Origin of the sequence: Aeromonas lusitana, from assembly GCF_002812985.1 — a bacterium.
Classification (GTDB): domain Bacteria; phylum Pseudomonadota; class Gammaproteobacteria; order Enterobacterales; family Aeromonadaceae; genus Aeromonas; species Aeromonas lusitana.
Window position 1 is genome coordinate 120882 of record NZ_PGCP01000005.1, and the last position, 20250, is coordinate 141131.

The following is a 20250-nucleotide window of genomic DNA, read 5'->3' on the forward strand; positions in this document are numbered from 1 at the left end:
GATACGTCATGCTGGCTAGCGCGTTTCTGCCAGCAGGGTATGCGCTATGGTGCGCATTCCCAGGGTATTTGCCCCTGGTGCCCACAGAGTGTCGCCGTTGTCGCTAAAGCAGGCGGCGAGGTCGACATGCAACCAGCCCTGCCCTTCGTTGGCCACGAAACGGGAGAGGAAACCCGCCGCGTTGGAGGCGCCGCCCGGGCCACCGCCCGGCACAGGCCGGCTGTTGGCCGTGTCGGCGTAGTGGGACGGGCACTGCTGACTGTGCCAGGGCTCCAGCGGCAAGGGCCAGGCGGGCTCCTGCTCGGCATCCGCATAGACCATGGCCCGGCTCACCAGCCCCTTGTCCAGCCCGAACAGGGCGTTGTAGCGGCCTCCCAAAGCCATCACGGCCGCCCCTGTGAGGGTGGCGGCATCGATGACCAGGGGCGCACCGGACTCACCGGCGAGCTGCAGACCGTCTGCCAGCACCAGGCGTCCTTCGGCGTCGGTATTGACGATCTCTACCGTGGTGCCGTTCTTGTAGGTGAGGATGTCACCGAGTTTGTAGGCATGGCCGGAGACCAGGTTCTCGGCGCAGCAGAGGATGAGCTTCACCCGCTTGTCCAGCCCGCGCAGGATGGAGAGCGCCAGGGCGCCGGTCACGATGGCTGCGCCCCCCATGTCATGCTTCATGGTCAGCATGCCCTGGGAGGTCTTCATGGAGTAGCCACCGGAGTCGAAGGTGATGCCCTTGCCCACCAGGGCGGCGGCGACCGGCGCCCTGGGATCCCGGCTCGGGTTGAAGTCCAGCTCCAGCAACACGGGTTCGCGCTCGCTGCCACGGCCGACCTGATAGATGCCGACCCAGCCCGCCTGTTGCAGCGCCTCCCCCTTGAGGATGCGATGGCTGATCCTGTCCGGCGCCAGCTCGGTGAGGAAGGCGGCGGCTTCCACCGCCAAGTCCAGCGGTCCCAGCTGCTCCGGGGTGGCGTTGGTCATCTCCCGCACCCAGCGCCCGCACAGCCAGCGCGCCTCCAGCTCCTCCCTGTCCTCCTCGGAGGAGGTGGCCCACTGCAGCTCGACCTCGGCCTTGGGGGTCTGCAGGCCCTGGGCAAAGGCCCACTGCTGCTCGCGCTCCCAGTGACCACACAGGGCCACCTTCTGGATCCCCTGGCCGCACAGGCGGCGCGCCGCCTGCTGGATGTCCAGCAAGGGGCTGGCGGTCACCAGGTGGATCACCATGCCGTCGGCACGATGGGACAGCAGGGCGCCCTCGCCCCATTCGGCGGCGGCAAATTCACGACTTAACCAGATGTTCATGCACTCATCTCCTGTCGCCCGCGGGCCAATGACGCGCGGGCCTTACCCTTGGCAGCGATTGCCACAGATCCTTGTTCAATGCAGGTTGCACGCGGGCGCTTATGCCCCCACTTCCTGCAGCCAGCGCGCTATGGTGCGCAGGCCATGGCCCTTGGCGCCGGTCGCCCACAGATCGTTGCCGGATTTCTGATAGGAAGCGGCCAAGTCCAGGTGTACCCAACCCTTGCCCTCATCGCGTACGAAGCGCGACAGGAAGGCGGCCGCCGTGGTGGCGCCGGCGGTGCCTTCGGCGGAGGCGACGTTGCCGAGCTCGGCGAAGGCCGAGGTGAGCTGGCCCGCATGCCAGGATTCCAGCGGCAGGGCCCAGGCCTTCTCGTTCTCGGCGCGAGCGGCGGCCAAGGCACGTTGCTGCTCTGTCTCATCCAGGGCAAACACGGCGTTGTAGTCACGGCCAAGGGCCGTCTTGGCGGCGCCGGTCAGGGTGGCGGCGTCGAGAATATAGGCGGCGCCACTCTCGCTCGCGGTCAGCAGGCCGTCCGCCAGCACCAGGCGACCTTCCGCGTCCGTGTTCTGGATCTCCACCGAGATGCCGTTACGGTAGGTGAGGATGTCACCGAGCTTGAAGGCGTGGCCGGAGACCAGGTTCTCGGCGCAGCAGAGGATGAGTTTCACCCGCTTGTTCAGCCCGCGGCTGATGGCGAGCGCCAGGGCGCCGGTCACCATGGCGGCGCCCCCCATGTCGGACTTCATCGGCAGCATGTTGTCGGAGGACTTCATGGAGTAGCCACCGGAGTCGAAGGTGATACCCTTGCCCACCAGGGCCGCCACCACGGGAGCCTGGCTGTCCCCGGTCGGGTTGTAATCGAGCTCCAGCAGCACGGGCTCACGCTCGCTGCCCCGGCCCACCGACCAGATGCCGATGTGACCGGCCTCGCGCAGCGCCTCACCGGCGGTGATGCGGGCGGTGACCTTGTCCCCCGCCAGACCGCGGATGAGCAGCAGGGCAGATTCCGCCAGGCTCATGGGATAGATCTCTTCCGGGCAGCCGTTGGTGACTTCACGCACCCAATGGGTTGCCTTGATCAGCGCAACCAGCTCACGAGCCTCCTCCGCCGTTTGCTCACCAAAGCTCAGCTCGCGCTGGCCCTTGGCGGCATAGAAGCCCTGGGCGAAGGCGTAGCGGCGCTCCAGATCCCAGCCCTCCCCGGCCAGGGTGACCCGCTTGATGCCCGTTGACTCGAGGCGACGGGCGGCCCGTTGAATGGTGCGCAGGGCATCCTTTTCTTGAGAAATGGGTCCCTGGTGGATCAGGGCCTGGTCATCACTGAAACTGAGCAGGGCGCCCTCGCCCCAATGGGCGGCGGCAGCCTGGGTGGATAACCGTACGTTCATCATGTCAGCCATGTTCTCTTGCTTCCTTTTTTATTGGCACAATTTATTCACAAAGCGGGGATCACGAATACAAAAAAGGCCGTCCCCCCGAGGGGCTCGGCCTTCACCATATCACTACTGCACCGCAAGATGCTGCACGTGCAATTCACTCATGTGTAATTAACGGCTCATCAATGGCGCTCGGAGGCGAGGTTGATGGTGTACTTGGGCAGCTCCACCACCAGATCCTCGTCCGCCAGGCGGGCCTGGCAGCTCAAGCGGGATTCCGGCTCAAGACCCCACGCCTTGTCCAGCATGTCATCTTCCAGCTCGTCGCTCGGCTCGAGGGAGTCGAAGCCTTCACGCACCACGCAGTGGCAGGTGGTGCAGGCGCAGGACTTCTCGCAGGCGTGCTCGATCTCGATGCCGTTGCGCAGCGCGATGTCCAGAATGGTCTCACCGCTCGCGCCCTCGAGGGCGGCGCCGTCCGGACAGAGTTCGGGGTGAGGCAGAATGATCAGTTTTGGCATATTACACCTTGTTGACGTTTTGGCCGGTCAGCACCTTGCGAATGGAGGCATCCATACGACGGGCCGCAAACTCGCCACTGGCAGCATCCGCCGCCTCGATGGCATCTTTGATTTGATTGGTTGTGCCGGTGGCACGCATGGCCAGCAGATGTTGGATGGCGGCATCGATCTCGGCGCGCTCGGCGGCATTGAGCAAGGCCTCGCCATCGGCGGCCAGGGCGGCGTTGAGACTCTCCACCACCCGATCCGCTTCCACCTGCTGCTCCGCCAGCATGCGGGCATCCATGTCTTGCTGGGCATTGGCGATGGAGGCACTCAGCATGCTGAGAATGTCCTCTTCCGCCAGACCATAAGAGGGTTTTATCTGGATTTCTGCCTGTACACCGGAAGATTTCTCCATGGCGCTCACCGACAGCAGTCCATCCGCATCCACCTGGAAGGTGACACGGATGTGGGCGGCGCCCGCCGCCATGGGCGGAATGCCGGTCAGGGTGAAGCGCGCGAGGGAGCGGCAATCCGCCACCAGTTCGCGTTCCCCCTGCACCACGTGGATCGCCATGGCGGTCTGACCGTCCTTGAAGGTAGTGAACTCCTGGGCGCGGGCCACCGGTATGGTGGTGTTGCGCGGGATCACCTTCTCGGCGAGGCCGCCCATGGTTTCGAGCCCCAGGGAGAGCGGGATCACGTCCAGCAGCAGCATCTCGGCATCCGGCTTGTTGCCCACCAGGATGTCTGCCTGGATGGCGGCGCCGATGGCCACCACCTTGTCCGGGTCTATGCTGGTGAGCGGCGTGCGCTGGAAGAACTGGCCCACCTGCTCGCGCACCAGGGGCACCCGGGTCGAACCGCCGACCATCACCACTTCCAGCACTTCTACTTGTTCGAGCCCCGCATCGCGCAGGGCGCGGCGGCAGGCCAGCAGGGTGCGTTTGACCAGCGGCAGTATCAGGGCATCGAACTGGGCACGGCTCACTTCCCCCTGCCAGTTGGCAAAGGTGCAGGAGACGCTGTCGGCATCGGTCAGACCATGCTTGACGCTGGCGGCCAGGTCCAGCAACTCGCGCTGGCTGCGGGCGTCCAGCTGACCATTCAGGCCAGCCTGCTCCTTGATCCAGTCCGCCAGCAGGTGATCGAAGTCATCACCGCCGAGGGCCGAGTCGCCGCCGGTGGCCATCACCTCGAACACGCCGCGATGCAGGCGCAGGATGGAGATGTCAAAGGTACCACCGCCGAGGTCATAGACGGCGATCACCCCTTCCTGACCAGAATCCAGGCCGTAGGCGATGGCGGCAGCGGTCGGTTCGTTCAGCAGTCGCAGCACGTGCAGACCGGCCAGACGGGCCGCGTCCTTGGTGCCCTGGCGCTGGGCGTCATCGAAATAGGCGGGCACGGTAATGACCACGCCATCGAGATCCCCACCGAGCACGGCGGCGCCGCGGGCGGCCAGGGCTTTCAAGAGCTCGGCCGAGACCTGCACCGGGTTGACCAGGCCCTGACGGGTCTGCAACTGGGGCATGCCGCTGTCGCTTGCCACAAATTCATAGGGCTGCTGGCGGGTATCGATATCCGCCAGCGCCTTGCCCATCATCCGCTTGATGGAGACTATGGTGTTGTGGGGATCCAGGGCGGCTTCGCGCTTGGCGTCGAACCCGACCCGAATGCTCTCGGCCTGGTAGTGCACCACAGAGGGCAGAAGGTCGCGCCCCTGCTCATCACACAGGGTATCGGCCTGGCCGCTGCGCACGGCGGCGACGAGGGAATTGGTAGTGCCGAGATCGATGCCAACGGCACGTTTGTGCTGATGAGGTGCGGCGCTCTGGCCGGGCTCGGCGATTTGCAGTAATGCCATGGGTAATCAAACTTCCAGCGTTAGAGGATCAAGACTCGAACAACGAGTCTTCGAATCGTTCCAGCTCCTCGAGGAGCTTGTCGACAAATTTGAGTTTGCGCACGCAATCGGCGGCGATCTGATCCTCACCCTTGGCGAGGCAGTCGGTCAGCCGTTGCATCAGCGACTGGTGATCATGCCTGATTTCGCGGCGAAAATCTTCGATGGCGGCCTCAGGATCCGCTTCCCCTTTCAACTCGGCCAGACGCTCGCGCCACTCCAGCTGCTGCATCAGGAAGCCGGTGTCTTGCAGGGTCTGCTGTTCACCACGGATGTCGGTCCCGCGCAGGGAGAGCAGGTACTCGGCACGGCGTACCGGGGCCTTGAGGGTGGTGAAGGCATCGTTGATCTGGGCGGCACGTTGCACCGCAGCCAACTGCTCCCGCTCGGGGGCGGTGGCGAAACGATCGGGATGAAACTGGGTCTGCAACTGACGGTAGGTGTCGGCCAGTTGGCGGGGATCGAGCTCGAAGCCCTCTGCCAGCCCGAACAGCTCGAAATGATTCATTCTGTGTCCTTAGACTCGACGGCTTGCACCTGGCTTGCCAACCACCTTGAAACGGCTGAACCGGCAGCAGGCTGCCGGTTCAAGCGTTCATACACTGAAGCTTTCGCCACAACCACACTCGCCCTTGGCGTTGGGGTTGTTGAACTGGAAGCCCTCGTTGAGGCCCTCCTTGACGAAGTCCAGCTCGGTGCCATCCAGGTGGATCAGGCTCTTGGCGTCGACGATGATCTTGACACCGTTTTGCTCGAACACCTGATCCTCGGCGGCCAGCTCATCCACGAACTCGAGCACATAGGCAAGACCCGAACAGCCGGTCGTCTTGACGCCGAGGCGCAGGCCGATGCCCTTGCCCCGGTTGGTCATGAAAGAGGAAACCCGCGCCGCGGCGGCATCTGTCATGGTTATGGCCATACTGCTCTCCGAACCTTAAAGACCTTTCTTCTGCTTGTAATCGGCGATGGCGGCCTTGATGGCATCCTCCGCCAGAATGGAGCAGTGGATCTTCACCGGCGGCAGCGCCAGCTCTTCGGCGATGTCGGTGTTCTTGATGCCGGCCGCTTCGTCCAGGGTCTTGCCCTTGACCCATTCGGTCACCAGGGAGCTGGAGGCGATGGCGGAGCCACAGCCGTAGGTCTTGAACTTGGCGTCTTCGATGATGCCGTCGTCGCTGATCTTCAGTTGCAGTTTCATCACGTCGCCACAGGCCGGGGCGCCGACCATGCCGGTTGCGATGCTGGGATCGTTCTTGTCAAAACCGCCGACGTTGCGAGGATTCTCGTAGTGGTCGATTACTTTTTCACTGTAAGCCATATCTAACTCCTGCTAATTCCGTTGTTCACCAACCCGTTGCCGCTCAGGCAAGGGATCAGTGGTGAGCCCATTCGACCGTGTTCAGATCGACACCGTCCTTGAACATCTCCCACAGGGGAGACATCTCGCGCAGACGACCGATGGAGTCACAGATGAGCTTGATTGCGTAATCAATCTCCTCTTCCGTGGTGAAGCGACCGATGCTGAAGCGGATGGAGCTGTGTGCCAGCTCGTCGTTCAGGCCAAGGGCGCGCAGCACATAGGAGGGCTCCAGGCTGGCAGAGGTACAGGCTGAACCGGAAGAGACCGCCAGATCCTTCAGTGCCATGATGAGGGATTCCCCTTCCACATAGGCGAAGCTGACGTTCAGGTTACCCGGGACACGATGGTCCAGATCACCGTTGATATAGACTTCTTCGATATTCTTGATGCCGTTCCACAGACGCTGACGCAGGGCCATGATGTGCTCGCTTTCGCTGGCCATCTCTTCCTTGGCGATGCGGAAGGCTTCGCCCATGCCGACGATCTGGTGAGTCGGCAGGGTGCCGGAGCGCATGCCACGCTCATGGCCGCCACCGTGCATCTGAGCTTCCAGGCGCACACGGGGCTTGCGGCGCACGAACAGGGCACCGATCCCTTTCGGGCCGTAGACCTTGTGGGCAGACATGGAGAGCAGGTCAACCTTGAGCGCTTCCACGTCGACCGGGATCTTGCCCACGCTCTGGACCGCGTCCACGTGCAGCAGGATCTTGCGGGAGCGGCACAGCTCGCCGATGGCGGCGATGTCTTGCACCACACCTATCTCGTTGTTCACATGCATGATGCTCACCAGAATGGTGTCATCGCGCAGGGCGCCTTCGATCTGTTCGATGGTGAACAGGCCGTTTGGCATCGGCTCGAGGTAGGTCACCTCATAGCCTTCACGCTCCAGCTGACGGCAGGTATCGAGTACCGCCTTGTGCTCGGTCTTGGAGGTGATGATGTGCTTGCCCTTGCCAGCATAGAAGTGGGCAATGCCCTTGATGGCCAGGTTGTTGGATTCGGTCGCGCCTGAGGTGAAGACGATCTCGCGAGGGTCTGCACCGATCAGCTCTGCCACTTGATTACGGGCCAGATCGACTGCCTCTTCGGCCTGCCAGCCGAAACGGTGGGAGCGAGAGGCTGGGTTGCCGAACAGGCCGTCCATGGTGAGGCACTGCATCATTTTTTCTGCGACACGCGGGTCCACCGGACAGGTTGCCGAATAATCAAGGTAAATAGGCAGTTTCATGTTTTTCTCCGTTACGACGGGGTCACACAGCGACCCGCCGTGGAAAGCACGTTTGTTTATAGTTGGACTTTTAAGCTCACATCACCGCGTTCGGCCCGTTCAACCAGGGACAACACGGTCTTCATTTGTTCATCTTGCTTGCCGGCGATGCGACGCACATCGGCCTGGCCTACCAGCTCCGCCAGGGTGATGTCCCCGAGGAAACTGGAGATACGCTCGCTGAGGTCACGCCACAGGGAGTGGGTCAGACACTGGGTACCGCCGTGGCAGCCCCCCTTGCCCAGACACTTGGTCGCATCGACCGATTCATCCACCGCGGTGATCACCTGACCCACCGAGATCTCGCCAGGAGCCAGGCCGAGGCGATAACCACCGCCCGGGCCGCGCACGCTGCTCACCAGGCCATGCTTGCGCAGGCGGGCAAACAGCTGTTCCAGATAGGACAAGGAGATGCCCTGGCGCTCTGAAATATCGGCAAGGGGTACGGGCCCCTGCTCTGCATGCAACGCCACGTCGAGCATGGCGGTCACTGCGTAACGTCCTTTTGAGGTCAGTCTCATATGCCTTACCGTCTTGCGAACAAATCAATATGGGCACATGGTCACATACCCGACTAAAACAGTCAAGTATATGCTTGAGTAAATCAGTCGGGATTAATCTTGCGGCTTGGGTTTGTGAACCGAGGTGAGAATACCGCGCAAGATGTTCAGTTCGATCGCCTCGGGCCGGGCGCGGTTGAACAGGCGACGCAGCTTGCTCATCACGTGACCGGGATGTTCTTCGCTGATAAAGCCAGTCTTCAGCAGGGTCTGCTGCAAATGCTGATAAAAGCCTTCCAGCTGCTCGGCACTGGGGTAATCCGTGCGATCGTCTTCCGGCTCAGGCGTCTGCTCCTGCAACCAGCGCATGCGCACCTCGTAGCAGAGGGTCTGCACCGCCATGGCCAGGTTGAGGGAGCTGTATTCGGGATTGGCCGGGATGGCCACGTGGTAGTGGCACTTTTGCAGCTCATCGTTGGTGAGACCGGTGCGTTCACGGCCAAACACCAGGGCAACCGGGTGCTGCATCCCTTCGGTCACCAGCTTCTCGGCGGCTTCGCGGGGATCCAGCATGGGCCAGCTCAGGGTACGGGAGCGGGCGCTGGTGCCGATGACCAGGCTGCAATCGGCGATGGCCTCATCCAGGGTCGAGACGATGCGGGCATTGGCCAGGATATCGCTCGCCCCGGCCGCCAGCGCGACGGCGTTGTCGTCGGGCTGTTCTTGGGGATCAACCAGTACCAGCTGGGTCAGCCCCATGGTTTTCATGGCCCGCGCCGCGGACCCCATGTTGCCGGTGTGAGAGGTATTTACCAACACGATACGAATCTGATCCAACATGCCCAGTCAATCTTCAGTCAAAAATGGCGCGCAATTGTAACATAACCAATCGCTATTTTGGCACCGCTTCTGCGTCACCATTTCAGAACAAAAATGGCGATTCGTATAACCAAGCAGCATGAGCGCGGGAAAAGGGCGGGCTAACCTTAAAGGGTGCACCCTGCCTCACCCGGAGTTGCCCTCATGCTTCCCCCCTGGCTCTATGAACAACTGCCCGGCCTCTATCTGCTGCTCTCTGCCGGGCTGCTGCTCCTCACCCAGTCCCCGCTGCTCTGGCTGGCGGCGGCCTTGCTGTTCGGGGTGGGCGCCCTCATCTGGATGATGCGCTCCAACTACCGGCGCACCGATCTCGTCATCTTCCCCGCCAGACGCTGGTTCCAACCCGAGTGGTTCTACGAGGCGCAGCCATTTCTCTGGCTGGCGTTGGGTTTGTTACTGCTGCGTCTGCCGGGGAGCACGGCGCTGCTCGCCCTGCTCCCCTGCCTCTGGGGTTGTCGATGCCTATGGGCCCGGCAGCGCCACCGCCATCATGCCCCGGGCCTGGCATTGCAGTTGAAGCGCAGTTCAGGCCGCCGGCGCGGGCACAGGATCCTGCGCTGAGCGGGCCCGCTCCACCAGGCTCGCCAGGTCCATCAGCGGGTACTTCATCAACCTGGGCAGGGCGTCCAGATCCAGGCTATCCATCAGGTTTTTGACTTCCAACCCGAGCTCTGTGTCCCCCTCTATCTTCAGCTTGCGCTGGAAGAAGAGCGAATCCGGATCCTCCCGGCGGGCGGCGATCAGGACAAGATCCTGGCTGCTACCACTAAAGCAGACGTCTGCGCGCTCGCAGTCACGACTCACCACCAGCTTCCCCTCCCGCTCGCTGATAAACCAGCAGAGCTCGAGATCGGTCACCTCGACTTTCAGCCATTTGCCGGCCAGGAATTCGAAGTCCCCGTCCGTAATGGCGTCCTTGAACACCTGGGCCAGCAGCCCCTCCATCAGGTTCTGTTGCAGGGTAAAGGGCACCAGCTTGAGGGGGCGGCGCAAGAGACGGGGTGCCTGTTCGACCAGGCGACGTTGCAGTTGTTGAAACACGATAAACTCCCAGTTTTTTGCGCATTCAAGCACAGGGCCGGGAGCGGGATCCTGTTGAAAATCAAACTTGTGCCCACTTACCTCTAGAAGGGTAAAGCCACCTAAAGCTGCCTCAGGTCAAAAAGCGGGAGCGCATGGGTGCATACAATCGGGCCTCTTTTTGCATTTTTGCCCTCTCGGAGCGTACCCGATGGAATTACTCTGCCCGGCAGGCAGCCTGCCGGCACTGAAAACGGCCGTGGATAACGGGGCCGATGCGGTCTATATCGGCTTCAAGGATGACACCAACGCCCGCCATTTCGCCGGCCTCAACTTCACCGACAGCAAGCTGGAGAAGGCGGTGGACTACGTGCACCAGCACGGTCGCAAGCTGCACATCGCCATCAACACCTTCGCCCACCCGGGCTCAGATGCGAGATGGAAGCAGGCGGTGGACAGGGGCGCGGCGCTCGGCGCCGATGCCCTCATCATCGCCGATCTCGCCGTGCTCGATTACGCCAGCCGCCAGTATCCGGACATGGAGCTGCACGTCTCGGTGCAGGCCAGCGCCACCAATGCGGCCGCCATCCGCTTCTACCAGCAACACTTCAACGTCGGCCGGGTGGTGTTGCCACGGGTGCTCTCCATGCACCAGGTCAAGCAGCTGGCCCGCGAGATCAATGTCGGCCTCGAGGTGTTTGCCTTTGGCAGCCTGTGCATCATGGCGGAGGGGCGCTGCTACCTCTCCTCCTACATGACCGGCGAGAGCCCCAATACCGTGGGGGCCTGCTCGCCGGCCAAGTTCGTGCGCTGGGAGGAGACCCCGAACGGCCTCGAATCGCGCCTGAACGAGGTGCTGATCGATCGCTACGGCCCGGGGGAGAACGCCGGCTACCCGACCCTGTGCAAGGGGCGCTTCGAGGTGGATGGCCAGACCTATCACGCCCTGGAAGAGCCCACCAGTCTCAACACCCTTGGCCTCCTGCCCGAGCTGTTCCAGACCGGGATCCAGTCGGTCAAGATCGAGGGACGACAACGCAGCCCCGCCTACGTGGAGCAAGTCACCCGGGTCTGGCGCGCCGCCATCGACGCCTATCAGGCCAACCCGCAGGCCTACAGCGTCAAGGCAGAATGGGATGCCCAGCTCGCCCGGGTCTCCGAGGGGAGCCAGACTACCCTGGGTGCCTACCATCGCCAGTGGCAATAAGGGGAATGCCCATGTTCCATTTTCTCACGCAAAACAATCGCACTTTGCACTGCGTTTATAACGGCAAGGAGCACAACTGATGCAATTCTCTCTCGGGCCCATTCTCTTCTACTGGCCCAAGGCCAATACCCAGTCATTCTACGAGGCCGCCGCCCGGAGTCAGGCCGACATCATCTATCTCGGCGAGACGGTGTGCAGCAAGCGCCGTGAACTGAAAGTAGATGACTGGATTGCCCTGGCCCAACAGGTGGCCGCCGCCGGCAAGCAGGTGGTGCTCTCGACGCTGGCGCTCATCTCGGCACCGTCCGAGCTCAAGGAGGTCAAGCGCCTGGTGGACAACGGCGAGCTGCTGATCGAGGCCAACGATCTCGGCACGGTGCAGCTCGCCCGCGAGGCTGGCCTGCCGTTTGTGTGTGGCCCGGCCATCAACGCCTACAACGCAGACGTGCTGCGCATGCTGCTAAGAAGCGGGATGCAGCGCTGGGTCATGCCGGTGGAGCTCTCCCGCGACTGGCTGATAAAGCTAAACCAAGATCTCGGGACGGCTCGCCAACAGTTTGAGGTGGAGGTGTTTGCCTACGGCCACCTGCCGCTGGCCTACTCGGCGCGCTGCTTCACCGCCCGCTCCCTCGACAAGCCAAAGGACAACTGCGAGCTCGCCTGCATCCACTACCCCACAGGGCGCCTCGCCAACAGCCGGGAGGGGCAGAAGGTGTTCAACCTCAACGGCATCCAGACCCAGTCCGGCTACTGCTACAACCTTGGCAACGAGTTGAGTGGTATGGAGGGCCTGGTGGACGTGGTGCGCCTCTCCCCCGAAGGGATGGAGACCCTCGACATGCTGGCGCGCTTCAAGGCCAATGCCCAGGGGCAGGCGCCGCTGCCCCTGCAGCAGGCGCATGACTGCAACGGCTACTGGCGCCAGATCCCCGGTATGAGCCTGGTGGAATAACCCAGCGCCGCGCCAAAACGCAGACAGCAAAAAGGCCTCATCAAGAGGCCTTTTTTATATCGCTCGGTACTGACTTATCAGGACGACTGCTTGCTCGTGCCCTTGCCCTGGGCGCTGGCGCCCGGTGGCAGTGGCTTGCGCGCCATCAGCTCCAGCTCGAGCAGGGCATAGCGGTGCTCGATGAAGTCATAGACGTTGTTGGCAAGGGCCAGCTTGAAGTAGCTGATGGCTTCCTTGCGGTTGCCCTTGGCCAGCTCAAACTTGCCGAGGTAGAAGTAGGTTTCACACAGGCGCTCGGCGAGCTCCCGGTTATCCTTCACCCCTTTCACCACGTTGCCCATCAGCTGGGTGGCGTTGATCTCGCCGGTATAGAGGCGTACCAAGTCCCAGTTCCAGGCGTCGTCGTCGTACTTGTTGAGCCGATCCCGCATCCGGCTCATGGCCGCCGGGGCATCGAGCTTCTGCTCGGCCAGATAGAGCCAGATCACCCGGTACGGGTCTTCCGGCTGCGCCTCGTAGAAGCGCTTCATGTCCGCGGCCGCGAGCTCGGGACGATTACCGTAATAGAGTGCGATACCACGGTTGAGATAGGCGTAGTCATAATCCGGGGCCAGCTCGAGCGCAGAGTCGAAGGCCTCATAGGCTTCGTCATAGTTCTGTTGCTGCACCAGATAGACACCGATGAAGTTGTAGGCCTCGGCAAAATCGGGCTTCTCGCGCAGGGCGCGGTTGAAATCCAATCTGGCAAGGGAACGCAACCCTACCCGGTCAAACACCACGGCACGTTCATAAAACAGCTCGGCCCGCTGCTCCGTCGTCAATTCCATTTCACTGAGCATCTGCCCGAGTCGCGCCAGCGCCAACTCGCTCTGGTAGGAGACCTGCAAGGGGGTCGCCAATACCAGTGAGGCGGGTTGCGGCTTGGGAACTTGCGGAGCTGCAACCTGACTGCTACTGCTGCATCCCCACATGGGGAGCAACAACAGGATACCCGTGAGGTATCCAATCCCTATCCTGACGTTCAATGAACACTCCGACGCTTACGCTTGACCCGCATATGGTAAAGGTCAGGCGAGTGTTTGTCATGTGGCGCAACCCCTATCCTTCAAATAAATCAGGATTCGACAGGGTATCCGGCGTCACTCCAGCCACGAAAGCCTCCATCGACGCTGACCACTCGGGTATAACCCATCTTCTGCAAGTTGTCAGTGGCGAGGATGGAGCGAAAACCCCCACCACAATAGAGGTAGAGCTCGGTCGAGGCGTCGGGATAACGGGTCTCTATGTCCCGCTCTATCACACCGCGGCCGAGGTACTCGGCGCCCGGCAGATGGCCCTTGGCCCACTCGCTCTCTTCACGCACATCGATGAGATGAAAGGTCCGGCCCTCGTCCTGCCAGCGCTTGATCTGGTGCACGTCTGTCTCCTGCACCCGGGAGCGGATGGCCTCTACCAGGGCCAGGAATCTGGGGTTGTGTTGCATGGTTTGCTCCTTGCGCGCGCTCATGTTGCCGGGCCATGTTGCCCTATGGTGGGGAGCATAATGACTCACTCTCCCCATAAGAGAAAGGGCGCCTTGTGGCGCCCTTGTCGGTTACGGCAGGATCTCTTGCTGATCCGCTCCCTCTTTTTCCACCTGGGTCGGCAGCATGTGCTCCCGTTTGACCCCGAAGAACATGGCGGATGCACTCGCCACATAGATGGAGGAGTAGGTCCCGAAGGCCACCCCGATCACCATGGCGATGGCAAAGCCGTGGATCAGCGGGCCGCCCTTGAGCAGCAGCGCCACTACCACTACGAAGGTCAAGCCCGAGGTGATGATGGTCCGGCTCAGGGTCTCGGTCATGGAGAGATCCATGATCTCGGCGGTGTCCCCCTTGCGCACCTTGCGGAAGTTCTCCCGCAGGCGGTCGAACACCACTATGGTGTCGTTCAAGGAGTAGCCCACCAACGTCATCAGCGCCGCCAGCACGGTCAAATCGAACTCGTACTGGAAGTAGGCGAAGATGCCGAGGGTGATGATCACGTCATGAGCAAGGGAGAGGATCCCCCCCATGGCCAGACGCCATTCGAAGCGCACCGCCACGTAGATCAGGATACAGATGATGGAGGCCAGCATGGCCAGGGCACCGTCTGTCGCCAGCTCGTCACCCACGGAGGGGCCGACGAACTCGACGCGCTTGAGCACGGCGCCTTCATCGATGAGCTTGGCGGCAGCCAGCACTTCATTACCCTGCTGCTCCACCTTGACCCCCTCTTTCGGGGTCATGCGCACCAACACGTCGCGGCTGGAGCCGAAGAATTGCAGGGTCGCCCCTTCAATCTTCTGCTGATCCAGCGCCTCGTGCATCTTGTCCAGACTCACCGACTGCTGGAACCCCACCTCTATGGTGGTACCACCGGTGAAGTCCAGTCCCCAGTTCAGGCCACGATCGAACAGGCAGAACAGGGCAAGCATCGTCAGCAGGGCAGAGAACACCATTCCCGACTTGGCGAAGCGCATGAAGGGGATCGGTTTTTCAAAATGTAGGATCTGAAACATGTCTCTTCCTTAGATCGGCAGCTTGTCGATGCGCCGTCCGCCCCAGGCCAGGTTGATGATGGCACGGGATACAGTAATGGCAGTAAACATGGACGCGGTCAGACCGATCCCCAGCGTCAGGGCGAAGCCCTTGATGGCGCCGGTACCGATACCGAACAGGATCACGCAAGTGATAAGCGAGGTGACGTTGGAGTCGGCGATGGTCGAGAAGGCACGGTCAAAGCCCATGTGAATGGCTTGCTGCACCCCGCGGCCGTTGCGGATCTCTTCACGAATACGCTCGTAGATCAGCACGTTCGCATCCACCGCCATGCCCAGCGTCAACACGATACCGGCGATGCCTGGCAGGGTCATGGTGGCCCCCGGGATCATCGACATGATACCGACGATCAGCACCAGGTTCATGGTCAGCGCCAGGTTGGCGACCCAACCGAAGGCACGGTAGTAGATCCCCATGAACAGCACGATCACCAGCATGGCCCAGCCGATGGCTTCCATACCGCTGTCGATGTTCTGCTGACCCAGGCTCGGGCCTATGGTGCGCTCTTCCACAATCTGGATGGGCGCAATCAGGGCACCGGCACGCAGCAGCAGCGCCAGGTTGTGGGCTTCGTTGGCGTTGTCGATACCTGTGATGCGGAACTGGCTACCCAGACGAGACTGGATAGTCGCGACGTTGATCACCTCTTCCTGCTTGCGGAACTTGCGCTTGCCATCCGGGCCAGGTTGACCGACCGGCTTGTATTCAATGAATACAGTAGCCATGCCCTTACCAACGTTGTCCTTGGTAAAGTTGGCCATCTTGTTGCCACCCTGGCCATCGAGCTTGATGTTGACCTGGGGACGACTGTATTCGTCGAAACCGGACTGGGCACCCACTATGTGGTCACCGGTCAGGATGATGCGCTTTTGCAGCACCACGGGACGGCCGTTGCGATCGTTGTACACCTTGGAGCTCGGCGGTACCCGGCCATCGGCGGCAGCCTGGATGTCGGCGGTCTCATCGACCATGTGGAATTCCAGGGTCGCGGTGGCGCCCAGGATCTCCTTGGCACGGGCTGTGTCCTGGATCCCCGGCAGCTCCACCACGATGCGCTCGGCACCTTGCTGTTGCACCAGCGGCTCGGCCACACCCAGCTCGTTCACCCGGTTACGGATGATGGTGATGTTCTGCTCGAGGGCGTACTTCTTCACTTCCTTGATCTTGGCTTCACTCAGACCAGCCAGCAGGATGAAGTCATCCCCCTTCTGCTCTGTGGTGAAGGTGAGATCCGGATTCTGACGACGCAGGAAAGAAGCCGCCTTGGACTGATCCGCCTCTTCGCGGAACACCACCTGCACCTGATCACCGACCCGGCGTACGCCGGAGTAACGGATCTTCTGGGTGCGCAGCTCAGAGCGGAAATCCTGCACCATCTGCTCTTGCTGCTTGGTCAGCGCTTCGGCCATGTCCACTTCCATCAGGAAGTGCACACCACCGCGCAGATCAAGACCCAGCTTGAGCGGTGCGGCGCCGATGGCTTCGAGCCAGGCAGGGGTGGACGGCGCCAGGTTCAGGGCCGTGATGAAGTTGTCGCCCAGCTTGTTGGCGACGACATCACGGGCTTTGAGCTGATCTTCGGTGTTCTTGAAACGAACCAGGATGAAGCCGTGCTCGAACGCAGCGTGTTTGACCGGGATCTGAGCCGCTTCAAGCGTCTCCTTCACCAGATCAAGCGTCTCTAGTTTGACTTCGGCACCACGGCTAGCAGAAACCTGCAAGGCCGGGTCTTCGCCGTAAAGATTGGGGGCTGCATATAGAAAACCGATGGCGATCACCACGACCACCATCAGGTATTTCCACAGCGGATAGCGATTTAACACGCTGTGCTCCTCGGGAGATTAAAGGGACTGGATAGAACCCTTGGGCAGAACAGCAGAGACGAAGTCACGCTTGATGGTGACCTGGGTCTGATCGTTCAGGGCCAGCACGATATATTCGCTGTCGGCGGACACCTTGGCGATTTTGCCAACCAGACCACCTGAGGTGAGCACTTCATCACCCTTGGCCAGGGAGCTCATCAGATCACGATGAGTCTTGGCGCGTTTGGCCTGGGGACGATAGATCATGAAATAGAAGATAAGGCCGAACACGGCCAGCATGATGATCATTTCCATGCCACCACCCTGTGCACCCGGAGCCGCGCCTTCTGCATACGCCTTGGAGATAATGCTCATTTAACAACCTCTTGTTTGATGTAGATAAGATAACTAGCTGATATATCGTTGTTATTTCACGTCGTTTTCAGCTAATGGAGGCACAGGCTTCCCTTGCCGACGGTAGAACTCAGTTACAAAGTCGTCTAATTTACCCTGCTCGATCGCGTCCCGCAAACCCTGCATCACACGCTGGTAATAACGCAGGTTATGAATGGTATTCAGACGGGCGCCGAGGATCTCGTTGCACTTGTCCAGATGGTACAAATAGCTGCGGGTGTAGTTCTTGCAGGTGTAGCAATCACAGTCCGCATCCAGAGTGCTGGTGTCTTCGCGATACTTGGCGTTGCGGATCTTGACCACGCCGTCCGTGGTGAACAGATGGCCGTTGCGGGCGTTGCGGGTCGGCATCACGCAGTCGAACATGTCGACACCGCGGCGCACCCCTTCCACCAGATCCTCCGGCTTGCCCACGCCCATCAGGTAGCGCGGCTTGTCCGCCGGAATTTTCGGGCAGACGTGCTCGAGAATGCGGTGCATGTCTTCTTTTGGCTCACCCACGGCGAGGCCACCGACCGCATAGCCGTCGAAGCCGATTTCCAGCAGGCCGTCCAGCGACACATCCCGCAACTCTTCATACACGGAGCCCTGGATGATGCCGAACAGGGCATTCTTGTTGCCAAGGGCATCGAATTTCTCGCGGGAACGCTTGCCCCAGCGCAGGGACATCTCCATGGACTTGCGCGCCTCTTCGTAGGTCGCGGGGTACGGTGTGCACTCGTCGAAGATCATCACGATGTCGGAGCCCAGATCGTATTGGATCTCCATGGATTTCTCGGGGTCGAGGAAGATCTTCTCACCGTTGATGGGGTGGCGGAAATGCACGCCAGCCTCGGTGATCTTGCGGATGTGACCCAGGCTGAACACCTGGAAGCCGCCGGAATCGGTCAGGATGGGACCCTGCCAGTTCATGAAGTCATGCAGATCGCCGTGGGCACGCATCACCGCCTGCCCCGGCCGCAGCCAGAGGTGGAAGGTGTTGCCGAGCAGGATCTGGGCGCCGGTCTCGCGCACCTCTTCCGGAGTCATCCCCTTGACGGTGCCATAGGTGCCGACCGGCATGAAGGCCGGGGTCTGCACCACGCCACGTTCAAACACCAGCTGGCCGCGACGGGCACGGCCATCGGTGGTTTTCAGTTCAAATTTCATTGCTACCTCGATTCAGTCAGAGAAACAGTCTGACAAGAGAGGACCCGTGAGGGCCCATATATAAGAAGCTGCGCGCGATCTTACTCATCGATCGTGAACAAGTTCTGAAGGAAGAGGCCTCAAGCCTCTGCCCGGCGACGGGTGATGAACATGGCATCCCCGTAGCTGAAGAAACGGTACCGCTCGGCCACCGCCGCCTGATAGGCCGCCATCACGTGATCGTAACCGGCGAAGGCGCTGATCAGCATGATCAGGGTCGACTCCGGCAGGTGGAAGTTGGTGACCATGGCATCCACTATCTGGAACTCGTAACCCGGGAAGATGAAGATGTCGGTGTCGCTGAAGAACGGCGCGAGCGGCTTGCCCTGAGCTAGGGTCACCTTGGCGGCGCTCTCGAGGGATCGCACCGAGGTGGTACCCACGGCGATGACACGGCCACCGCGGGCACGGGTCGCAGCGATGGCGTCCACCACCTCCTGCGGCACTTCGGCATATTCCGAGTGCATGTGGTGATCTTCAATCTTGTCCACCCGCACCGGCTGAAAGGTCCCCGCCCCCACATGCAGGGTGACGAAGGCCAGCTCCACGCCCTTGGCCTTGATCCGCTCGAGCAGCGGCTCATCGAAGTGCAGACCCGCGGTCGGTGCCGCCACCGCACCCGGCTTCTGGTTGTAGACGGTCTGGTAGCGCTCCTTGTCGGCGTCCTCGTCGGGGCGGTCGATATAGGGGGGCAACGGCATGTGGCCGATGGCTTCCAGAATGTCCAATACGGGACGGGGGTCGAGGAAATGGATCTCGAACAGGGCGTCGTGACGGGCCCGCATCTCGGCGTCGACTTTGTCGCCGTCGGGACCACCGTCCAGGATGAGACGGGTGCCAGGCTTGGGTGACTTGGATGAACGCACATGGGCCAGCACGCTGTGCTCGTCCAGGATGCGCTCCACCAGCACCTCCAGCTTGCCGCCGCTGGCCTTCTGGCCAAACATGCGCGCCGGGATGACACGGGTGTTGTTGAATACCAGCAGATCGCCGGGCTTGAGCTGGTCCAGCACATCCACAAATTGACCGTGGCGCAGGGCGCCGCTTTGACCATCGAGCTGCAACAGACGGCTGGCGGTACGCTCCGTCATGGGATAGCGGGCAATCAGCTCGTCTGGCAGATCAAAATGAAAATCGGATACTTGCATCTTTCACCTCGGGGGGAATCGGCGGCTAGTCTAGTTATCCCCTTCCAGCAAGGCAACCCAAAAGACCAAAAACCCAAGGGAGACAAGGGATAGCGGACGTTTTTGTGAGCGCTTGCGCGTTAATGACTCTTTAACGATCTGTATTGACCCTGATCACGTTTCGAGGAAGGAGGCTGGGCTAGGGTGGAGACAGAGACACGAGGAGGCCACCATGATGACACTAGCCGAAATCATGACCGAACATCCCTTCACTTTAGGCCCGCAAAACAGCGTCAAACAGGCGATGGATCTGATGCAACAGGAGCGGATCCGCCACATTCCCATCGTCGACGAGCATCATCATCTGCTGGGGCTGGTCACCCTTACCGACATCCTGGCGACCCGGGAATCCAAGTTGCTGCTCATCCACCCGGATCGGGAGGCCGAGTTCACCGACAGCGTGCAGCTCGACGAGATCATGACCCGCCAGGTGGCCAGCGTAGATCCCCACGCCGGCATCAAGGAGGCGGCCCTCTACCTGCAGCGCCACAAATATGGCTGCCTGCCGGTCATCCGGGGGCGCAAACTGGTGGGCATAGTCACGGAGTCGGATTTCATCGCGGTGGCCATCAATCTGCTGGAGTTGATGGAAGAGCAGGAACCCCTTTCGGATTTCTGATCTGAAAAAACTGTAATTAAATTACAATAAAAGCGTTTTCAGCCTATAAAATCGGCATAAAAACTGAAAGTGTTTCATTTTGATGTGAAAATTACACCACAACCTTGCTTTGTGATCTACATCACACTATGATGCCCGTCATGCAATTATTGCCGAAGGGGAGATGAGGGATTGTGCACCCGATG

22 protein-coding genes are annotated in these 20250 nt (G+C 61.1%); 4 read left to right on the forward strand and 18 right to left on the reverse strand.

Annotated features, from left to right (window positions below):
- Positions 1-15: 15 nt before the first annotated feature.
- From pepB (CUC44_RS05450) to trmJ, 10 genes are all read right to left on the reverse strand, one after another.
- Positions 16-1299 carry an aminopeptidase PepB gene (gene pepB, locus CUC44_RS05450; RefSeq protein ID WP_100858968.1) on the reverse strand — a complete coding sequence of 428 codons (1284 nt, stop codon included), beginning with the start codon at positions 1297-1299 and terminating at the stop codon, positions 16-18.
- Between the two features lie 99 nt (positions 1300-1398).
- The gene (pepB, locus tag CUC44_RS05455; RefSeq protein ID WP_100858969.1) at positions 1399-2703 is read right to left on the reverse strand and encodes an aminopeptidase PepB; all 1305 of its coding nucleotides are present in this window, start codon (positions 2701-2703) and stop codon (positions 1399-1401) included.
- A gap of 158 nt (positions 2704-2861) precedes the next feature.
- A complete protein-coding gene (gene fdx, locus CUC44_RS05460) occupies positions 2862-3200 on the reverse strand; it encodes an ISC system 2Fe-2S type ferredoxin (protein ID WP_033129108.1) in 339 nt (112 codons plus the stop codon).
- A 1-nt stretch (position 3201) separates the two neighbouring features.
- The gene (gene hscA, locus CUC44_RS05465; protein ID WP_100858970.1) at positions 3202-5049 is read right to left on the reverse strand and encodes a Fe-S protein assembly chaperone HscA; all 1848 of its coding nucleotides are present in this window, start codon (positions 5047-5049) and stop codon (positions 3202-3204) included.
- A gap of 28 nt (positions 5050-5077) precedes the next feature.
- Entirely contained in the window at positions 5078-5596 is a 519-nt protein-coding gene (gene hscB / locus CUC44_RS05470) for a co-chaperone HscB (RefSeq protein WP_100858971.1), read from the reverse strand.
- A gap of 87 nt (positions 5597-5683) precedes the next feature.
- The gene (gene iscA, locus CUC44_RS05475) at positions 5684-6007 is read right to left on the reverse strand and encodes an iron-sulfur cluster assembly protein IscA (protein WP_100858972.1); all 324 of its coding nucleotides are present in this window, start codon (positions 6005-6007) and stop codon (positions 5684-5686) included.
- Between the two features lie 15 nt (positions 6008-6022).
- Positions 6023-6406 carry a Fe-S cluster assembly scaffold IscU gene (gene iscU / locus CUC44_RS05480; protein ID WP_005299770.1) on the reverse strand — a complete coding sequence of 128 codons (384 nt, stop codon included), beginning with the start codon at positions 6404-6406 and terminating at the stop codon, positions 6023-6025.
- 55 nt (positions 6407-6461) lie between these two features.
- Positions 6462-7676, reverse strand: a complete 1215-nt coding sequence (locus CUC44_RS05485) for an IscS subfamily cysteine desulfurase (protein ID WP_100858973.1) — start codon at positions 7674-7676, stop codon at positions 6462-6464.
- Positions 7677-7732: 56 nt separating this feature from the next.
- Positions 7733-8236 carry a Fe-S cluster assembly transcriptional regulator IscR gene (iscR, locus tag CUC44_RS05490; RefSeq protein WP_042652403.1) on the reverse strand — a complete coding sequence of 168 codons (504 nt, stop codon included), beginning with the start codon at positions 8234-8236 and terminating at the stop codon, positions 7733-7735.
- A 93-nt stretch (positions 8237-8329) separates the two neighbouring features.
- Positions 8330-9055 carry a tRNA (cytosine(32)/uridine(32)-2'-O)-methyltransferase TrmJ gene (gene trmJ, locus CUC44_RS05495; protein WP_100858974.1) on the reverse strand — a complete coding sequence of 242 codons (726 nt, stop codon included), beginning with the start codon at positions 9053-9055 and terminating at the stop codon, positions 8330-8332.
- Positions 9056-9238: 183 nt separating this feature from the next.
- Here trmJ and CUC44_RS05500 point away from each other — a divergent pair, with 183 nt between their 5' ends.
- Positions 9239-9655, forward strand: a complete 417-nt coding sequence (locus CUC44_RS05500; protein ID WP_100858975.1) for a hypothetical protein — start codon at positions 9239-9241, stop codon at positions 9653-9655.
- Here the strand turns inward: CUC44_RS05500 and ubiT are convergent.
- Positions 9620-10135: a ubiquinone anaerobic biosynthesis accessory factor UbiT gene (gene ubiT, locus CUC44_RS05505; protein WP_100859124.1), complete on the reverse strand. Its 516-nt coding sequence runs from the start codon at positions 10133-10135 to the stop codon at positions 9620-9622. The two genes, CUC44_RS05500 and ubiT, sit on opposite strands and share 36 nt — an antisense overlap.
- Before the next feature lie 190 nt (positions 10136-10325).
- On the opposite strand from ubiT, the gene ubiU reads away from it, so the two are divergent.
- Both ubiU and CUC44_RS05515 read left to right on the forward strand, forming a co-directional pair.
- A complete protein-coding gene (gene ubiU / locus CUC44_RS05510) occupies positions 10326-11321 on the forward strand; it encodes a ubiquinone anaerobic biosynthesis protein UbiU (RefSeq protein WP_100858976.1) in 996 nt (331 codons plus the stop codon).
- A gap of 79 nt (positions 11322-11400) precedes the next feature.
- The gene (locus CUC44_RS05515; protein ID WP_100858977.1) at positions 11401-12273 is read left to right on the forward strand and encodes a U32 family peptidase; all 873 of its coding nucleotides are present in this window, start codon (positions 11401-11403) and stop codon (positions 12271-12273) included.
- A gap of 77 nt (positions 12274-12350) precedes the next feature.
- Here CUC44_RS05515 and nlpI read toward each other — a convergent pair whose 3' ends face one another.
- From nlpI to queA, 7 genes are all read right to left on the reverse strand, one after another.
- Positions 12351-13298 carry a lipoprotein NlpI gene (gene nlpI, locus CUC44_RS05520; protein WP_279627816.1) on the reverse strand — a complete coding sequence of 316 codons (948 nt, stop codon included), beginning with the start codon at positions 13296-13298 and terminating at the stop codon, positions 12351-12353.
- Positions 13299-13387: 89 nt separating this feature from the next.
- On the reverse strand, positions 13388-13756 hold the full coding sequence (locus CUC44_RS05525; protein ID WP_100858979.1) for a rhodanese-like domain-containing protein: 369 nt from the start codon (positions 13754-13756) through the stop codon (positions 13388-13390).
- A gap of 111 nt (positions 13757-13867) precedes the next feature.
- On the reverse strand, positions 13868-14815 hold the full coding sequence (gene secF, locus CUC44_RS05530; RefSeq protein WP_100858980.1) for a protein translocase subunit SecF: 948 nt from the start codon (positions 14813-14815) through the stop codon (positions 13868-13870).
- 9 nt (positions 14816-14824) lie between these two features.
- Entirely contained in the window at positions 14825-16678 is a 1854-nt protein-coding gene (secD, locus tag CUC44_RS05535; RefSeq protein ID WP_100858981.1) for a protein translocase subunit SecD, read from the reverse strand.
- A gap of 18 nt (positions 16679-16696) precedes the next feature.
- Positions 16697-17032, reverse strand: coding sequence for a preprotein translocase subunit YajC (gene yajC / locus CUC44_RS05540; RefSeq protein WP_100858982.1), 336 nt, complete (start codon positions 17030-17032; stop codon positions 16697-16699).
- 51 nt (positions 17033-17083) lie between these two features.
- Positions 17084-18220, reverse strand: a complete 1137-nt coding sequence (gene tgt, locus CUC44_RS05545; RefSeq protein ID WP_100858983.1) for a tRNA guanosine(34) transglycosylase Tgt — start codon at positions 18218-18220, stop codon at positions 17084-17086.
- 119 nt (positions 18221-18339) lie between these two features.
- Positions 18340-19407, reverse strand: a complete 1068-nt coding sequence (queA, locus tag CUC44_RS05550; RefSeq protein WP_100858984.1) for a tRNA preQ1(34) S-adenosylmethionine ribosyltransferase-isomerase QueA — start codon at positions 19405-19407, stop codon at positions 18340-18342.
- Positions 19408-19618: 211 nt separating this feature from the next.
- On the opposite strand from queA, the gene CUC44_RS05555 reads away from it, so the two are divergent.
- Positions 19619-20065, forward strand: a complete 447-nt coding sequence (locus CUC44_RS05555; RefSeq protein ID WP_100858985.1) for a CBS domain-containing protein — start codon at positions 19619-19621, stop codon at positions 20063-20065.
- Positions 20066-20250: the final 185 nt, after the last annotated feature.